The organism is Streptomyces sp. NPDC002690 (genome assembly GCF_053592415.1).
The window spans coordinates 1-5,679 of sequence record NZ_JBSFVR010000434.1 but is presented as its reverse complement, the minus strand read 5'-3'; the positions used below and the strand labels follow the sequence as shown (position 1 = coordinate 5,679).

Annotated in this window: 5 protein-coding genes; all 5 read left to right on the top strand. The window is 71.9% G+C overall.

The annotated features are described in order from the left end of the window. The first annotated feature begins 367 nt into the window (after positions 1-367). Entirely contained in the window at positions 368-1,231 is an 864-nt protein-coding gene (locus ACWD3D_RS32605) for a Rossmann-like domain-containing protein (protein ID WP_451464341.1), read from the top strand. After that, positions 1,228-2,307 (top strand): PLP-dependent cysteine synthase family protein, encoded by a 1,080-nt coding sequence (locus ACWD3D_RS32600; protein WP_451464340.1) that lies wholly within the window; start codon positions 1,228-1,230, stop codon positions 2,305-2,307. Before ACWD3D_RS32605 ends, ACWD3D_RS32600 begins: the two co-directional genes overlap by 4 nt. Positions 2,308-2,597: 290 nt before the next feature. After that, positions 2,598-2,723 (top strand): putative leader peptide, encoded by a 126-nt coding sequence (locus tag ACWD3D_RS32595; RefSeq protein ID WP_451464339.1) that lies wholly within the window; start codon positions 2,598-2,600, stop codon positions 2,721-2,723. 369 nt (positions 2,724-3,092) lie between these two features. Then, positions 3,093-4,322, top strand: a complete 1,230-nt coding sequence (locus tag ACWD3D_RS32590) for an SfnB family sulfur acquisition oxidoreductase (RefSeq protein ID WP_451464338.1) — start codon at positions 3,093-3,095, stop codon at positions 4,320-4,322. 123 nt (positions 4,323-4,445) lie between these two features. Next, a partial coding sequence (locus tag ACWD3D_RS32585) for an LLM class flavin-dependent oxidoreductase (RefSeq protein ID WP_451464337.1) occupies positions 4,446-5,679 on the top strand: 1,234 nt, incomplete at its 3' end.

Below are 5,679 nucleotides of genomic sequence, written 5' to 3'. Positions count from 1 at the left end.
GGACCGGGTCGAGCGGCTCGCGGGTGCCTCCGGCGCTGACCACCATGAGCCCGGGCCGTCACGGCTCCCGCGTGGCCGCGGAGGTGGGCCGGAGTGGATCGCGTGGTCCGTGACCCGCCGGCACCACCCGGCAGGTCACAGCGGGTTCTGTCCGCCTCGCGTCAGCGGATTCATCCGATTCGGATCCTCCGGGGTATTCCCGGCACGAACCGCTCGGCTCGACACGGCATCAGCCTCCGTCCACCGTCACAGATGACAATGAAAATGATTGTCGATAACGTGATCCTTCCAGGGCTCCCGCCCCGACCGGGTTCATGTCGCCGCGCCCGGACACCCCGCACCACGAAGGAGACCCATGACCCCCCTGATGTGCGCGAGTCCGGCCGGACCGTCCACGGCAGGCCCCGGGGCCACCGCCGGCTCGTACCCCGAACTCGTCGAGCGGGTCGTCTCCGGGGAGTTCGGCCCCCTCCCGGGAGACCTGCGGATCTCCTCGGCGTTCACCACGCACCAGGCCGTACGCCACGACGGGCGGAACACCGGCTACCGCAACGAGGTGTTGAGCCTGCGACTGGCCGCGGTGGTGGGTTCATGTGCGGTGGAACCCGGCTCGCTGCCCGGCCGTGTCGTGGCGGAGTGTGCCGGCTCCGATGCCGGAAGCCTGCTCGGGCATCCACTCCTGTCGGTCCGCGTGGCCGCCCTGGACGCCTATCTGATGCACACCCATCGACACGGACCCGTGTCCGGAGCTGTGGAATGGGCTCTCCCGAGCGGGAGTTCACTGATCAGGTCACAGGCCCGGGCCCAAGCCGTCGTGAGCCTGCTCCGTCTCCCGCCAGGACGCCGGGTGTTGGTGGTGGGAGTCGTCAATTCCCTTCTGGAGGAGCTGCGCACGCGCGGCCTCCACTACGTCCCGTGCGACTTCAAGGGCGGCGTCACGGAGTGGGGCGAGCCCGTGACGACGGACGCGATCGGGGCACTGGACCACTGCGACGCCGTACTCGCCTCCGGAATGACCCTGGGCAACGGCACGTTCGAGGAACTGCGCGTCCGCGCCCAGCGGCAGGGCAAACCGCTGGTGATGTTCGCCCAGACCGGCAGCGCGGTGCTGCCCAGGCTCATCGGCGCGGGCGTCACGGCGGTGTGCGCCGAGCCGTACCCGTTCTTCTGGCTCGACGGCGGCGCGGGTTCCGTTCACCTCTACGGCGAACACGCCGGAGCCACCCGGTGACGACAACCGTCCACGCTCCGGTGGAGAACCGTGCGTTGCTCGCACTCGTGGGGCAGACGCCGCTGGCCCGCATCACCACCGATCTCGCGGGGCCGCACCCGGGATTCTGGGCGAAGCTCGAAGGGCTGGGCCCCGGGGGCATGAAGGCGCGTCCGGCGGTCGCGATGCTGCTGGGTGCCAGGGAACGCGGCGAACTGCTGCCCGGCGGACCGGTGCTGGAATCGACCTCCGGAACGCTCGGGATCGGTCTCGCCTTCGCGGGACAGGCCCTGGGGCACCCGGTCACCCTGGTGGTGGACGCCGAACTCGAACCGTCCATGCGGAAGTTGTTGCGCGCCTACGGAGTTCGGCTGGAGTTCGTGGACCGCCCGGCGCGACAGGGCGGCTGGCAGGCGGCCCGGCTGGCCCGGCTCCACGAACTGCTGCACCGGACTCCCGGGGCCTACTGGCCCGATCAGTACGGCAACCCCGACAGCGTGGCCGGTTACGCCTCGCTCGCGTCCGAACTCGCCGGCCGTCTCGACCGGATCGACATCCTCGTCTGCAGTGTCGGCACGGGAGGCCACAGCGCCGGAATCGCGGGCCCCCTCCGCCGCCGCCTGCCCGGTTTGCGGCTCGTAGGGGTCGACGCGACAGGTTCGACGATCTTCGGCCCACCGGCCCGCCCGCGCCTGATGCGCGGCCTGGGCAGCAGCATCCGGCCGCGCAATGTCGTCCACGAGGCGTTCGACGAGGTCCACTGGGTCGGGCCGGCCGAAGCCGTGCACGCCTGCCGACGGCTCGCCTCGGGGAACTTCGTCAGCGGCGGATGGAGCACCGGGGCCGTCGCCCTCGTGTCCGCCTGGGCGGCCCGTACACACCCGGAGGCGGTCGTGGCCACGGTCTTCCCCGACGGGCCCGAACGGTATCTCGGCACCGTGTACGACGACGGGTTCACCACCGCCCACGGTCTCGGCGAACCCGTGGGGTGCCCGGTGGAAATCCCGTGCCCGGCGGTGGAGGCGGGCGGGTGGACTCGCTGCCGGGTCGTCACCGATCCGCACGCGTTCCGCGCCCGGCCTCGGCAGCGACGATGATCACAAGTCGGACGACTGCGCGGTGACCGTGGTTCCCGCCACTCCCGCTTCCCTCCGCCCGGCCCGAGGGAAGCGGGAGGGAAAGCCGGAGAGAACCGGTCGACGGTTCGCCGGTGCGGACTGCCACCCGCGCCCCGACTGCCGGTACGCTCCCTGACGGGAACGGGCAGCCGACGGCCGGAAAGACCCGGGGTCGCGCGGATCACGTTCCCCGGTGGCACGGGTCCGCGTTGGGCGGGTGACCCGAGCTCGGTCGGACGGCTCCACCTCCTGCGAGCGGATCGGTGACCATGGACAAGCGAGTGGACCTCACGCGGCGGCGCCATGTCGACCTCGCGCGTGTCTCCAGCGCCGTCTGTCGCCCCTGCCACGGATGTCGTCCCGGCGACGGATGTCGTCCCGGCCACGGCCGCTGACCGTCCTGCCGTAGGGAGTCCAGAGAGCCTCCTCCCGTCCGTTCCGCCCCCGTGGACCCACCTCGCACGCGTGTCGCGCGAGCGTCGTCGCGCGGCGGAGCGTACCCGGGGCGGGCCGGCGGCGTACCTCTCCCACCGTGTCCATGTCCGAGGGCCGGTGACGACTTCGACGGCAGGGCGTTCGCCTCGCCCGGTGCGTCGCGAGACCACCTCCCCACCGGTGTCCTCCACCCGTGCGCGTCCGTTCCGGCACCGCCGAACACGTCCGCACGTCCGCACACCCGCACGTCCGCACACCCGCACGTCCGCACACCCGCACGTCCGCACACCCGCACGTCCGCACGTCCGCACTCGACCTCCGGAGTACCGATGGCCGTCTCCTCCGCCCCTCCTCCCGTCCCCACCGGCGGTCCGTCCGCCGCCCATGTCGTCCGCGACGACACGGAGGCGCTCGCCCTCGCGTGCGAGCTGGCGGCCGAATTCCGCTCGGGGGCCGCCGCGCGGGATTCGGAGCGGCGGCTGCCGCACGCCGAACTCGACCGGCTCTCCGCCTCCGGTCTCCTCGGCGTCACGGTGCCCCGGGCGTACGGAGGAGCCGGTGTGCGCCACACCACCCTGGCCCGTGTCGTACGGACCCTCGCCTCGGCCGATGCCAGCCTCGCGCAGATCCCGCAGAGCCACTTCGTGTACGTCAACGTGCTGCGTGCCCGGGGCAGCGAGGAGCAGCGGCGGTTCTTCTTCGGCGAGGTACTCGCCGGCCGCCGTCTCGGCAACGCCCAGTCCGAGGCGGGTACGAAGCACGTCCAGGACATCCGGACGCGGCTCACCGCCGGCGGGGACGGCGGTTTCCTGCTGACCGGGGAGAAGCACTACTCGACCGGGGCCCTCTACGCGCACTGGATACCCGTCCTGGCCAGGGGTGACGACGAGGAGTTGTGGGTGGCGTACGTACCGCGTTCCGCGGCCGGTGTCACGGTGGTGGACGACTGGGACGGCATGGGGCAGCGCACCACGGCGAGCGGGACGGTCCGGCTCGAAGACGTCCGCGTACCGGCCGACCGGGTGGTGCCGCACCATCTCACCTTCCGAGGGCCGCAGTTGCACGGAGCCGTCGCGCAACTGCTGCACTCGGCCATCGACGCGGGGATCGCGGCAGCCGCTCTGGAGGAGGCCGCCGCTTTCGTCCGTACGAAGAGCCGGCCCTGGTTCGAGAGCGGGGTGGAGAGGGCGTCCGACGACCCGCTCCTCATCCAGCGGTTCGGCGAACTGTCGCTGCGCGTACGGTCGTCGGACGCCCTGCTCGCGGAGGCCGCCCGCGCGGTCGACCGCGCGGAGGCCGATCTCACCGACGACTCCGCCGCCGAGGCGTCCCTCGCGGTCGCGGCGGCGAAGGTCGTCGCCGCAGAGGCGGCGGTCGAGACCGGCTCGGCACTCTTCGAGGTGGCGGGCACCCGCGCCGCGCTCGACTCCCTCAATCTGCACCGGCATTGGCGCGACGCCCGGACCCACACCCTGCACGACCCGACGCGCTGGAAGGTGCAGCACCTGGGTCGCTGGGCGCTCAACGGCACCCGTCCGCCCCGCCACGGGCTCCTCTGACCGGCACCGGCGACCCGCCGGGCCGTGATCCCGGGGCCCCGCATCCCCGAGCACCTCATCTCGATTCACCGACTCACCGACTCACCGACTCACCGACTCACCCCACCGAAAGGGTCCTCCCCCATGTCTCTCACCTTCCATTGGTTCCTCCCCACCAACGGCGACAGCCGGCACGTCGTGGGAGGCGGTCACGGTACGCCTGTCACGACGGCGGGCGGCGATCGTCCGCCGAGCGTTCCCTACCTCACGCAGATCGCGCTCGCGGCCGAGCAGCTCGGCTTCGTCGGCGCGCTCACACCGACGGGCGCCTGGTGCGAAGACGCCTGGCTCACCACGGCCTTGATCAGCCAGCACACCGAGCGCCTCAAGTTCCTCGTGGCCTTCCGGCCCGGCTCCGTGTCGCCGACCCTCGCGGCACAGATGGCGTCCACGTACCAACGACTCACCGGAAACCGGCTGTTGCTGAACATCGTCACCGGCGGCGAGAGCCACGAGCAGCGCGCCTACGGCGACTTCCTCGACAAGGACGGCCGTTACGCGCGCACCGGCGAATTCCTGCACATCGTGCGGGAGTTGTGGCAGGGCAGGACTGTGGACCACGCGGGTGAGCACCTGCGGGTCCAGGACGCGAAACTGATACGGGTGCCCGACCCCGTCCCCGAGATCTACTTCGGCGGCTCGTCCCTCGCCGCGGGTGTGGTCGCGGCCCGGCACAGTGACGTCTACCTCACCTGGGGTGAGCCGCCCGCCGCCGTCGCGGAGAAGATCGCCTGGATCAGGAAGCTCGCCGCTGAGGAGGGCCGGACCGTACGTTTCGGCATCCGGCTGCACGTGATCACCCGCGACACCTCCGAGCAGGCGTGGGCCGAGGCCGGACGGCTGCTGGCGGGCTTCGACGAGCAGACCGTCCGGTCCGTGCAGGAGGGTCTCGCGCGCAGCGAGTCGGAGGGGCAGCACCGGATGCTCGCGCTGCACGGCGGCGGCCGGGACGGGCTGGAGATCCATCCGAACCTGTGGGCGGGCATCGGGCTGGTGCGCGGCGGCGCGGGCACGGCCCTGGTCGGTTCGCACGAGGAGGTCGCCGACCTGATCGCCGAGTACCAGGCCCTGGGTATAGAGGAGTTCGTCCTGTCGGGATACCCGCACCTGGAGGAGGCGTACTGGTTCGGGGAGGGCGTCCTGCCGGTCCTCGCGCGGCGCGGGCTGTGGGAGCACCCGTACGCCAGCGCCACCCCTGCCTCGGCGATCGTGCCGTTCGCGGGAAGGTCGCTCGTGGGTGGGGCCTTCGAGGGGCTCTGCCTCGGCAGCGAACGCGGTGAAGTCGAAGGCGCCGACCGGCCAGAGTTCGGGCAGGACC

Coding starts and splice junctions, on each gene's coding strand:
- ACWD3D_RS32590 (WP_451464338.1), top strand. CDS start 3,093: ATGGCCGTCTCCTCCGCCCCTCCTCCCGTCCCCACCGGCGGTCCGTCC.
- ACWD3D_RS32595 (WP_451464339.1), top strand. CDS start 2,598: ATGGACAAGCGAGTGGACCTCACGCGGCGGCGCCATGTCGACCTCGCG.
- ACWD3D_RS32605 (WP_451464341.1), top strand. CDS start 368: ATGTGCGCGAGTCCGGCCGGACCGTCCACGGCAGGCCCCGGGGCCACC.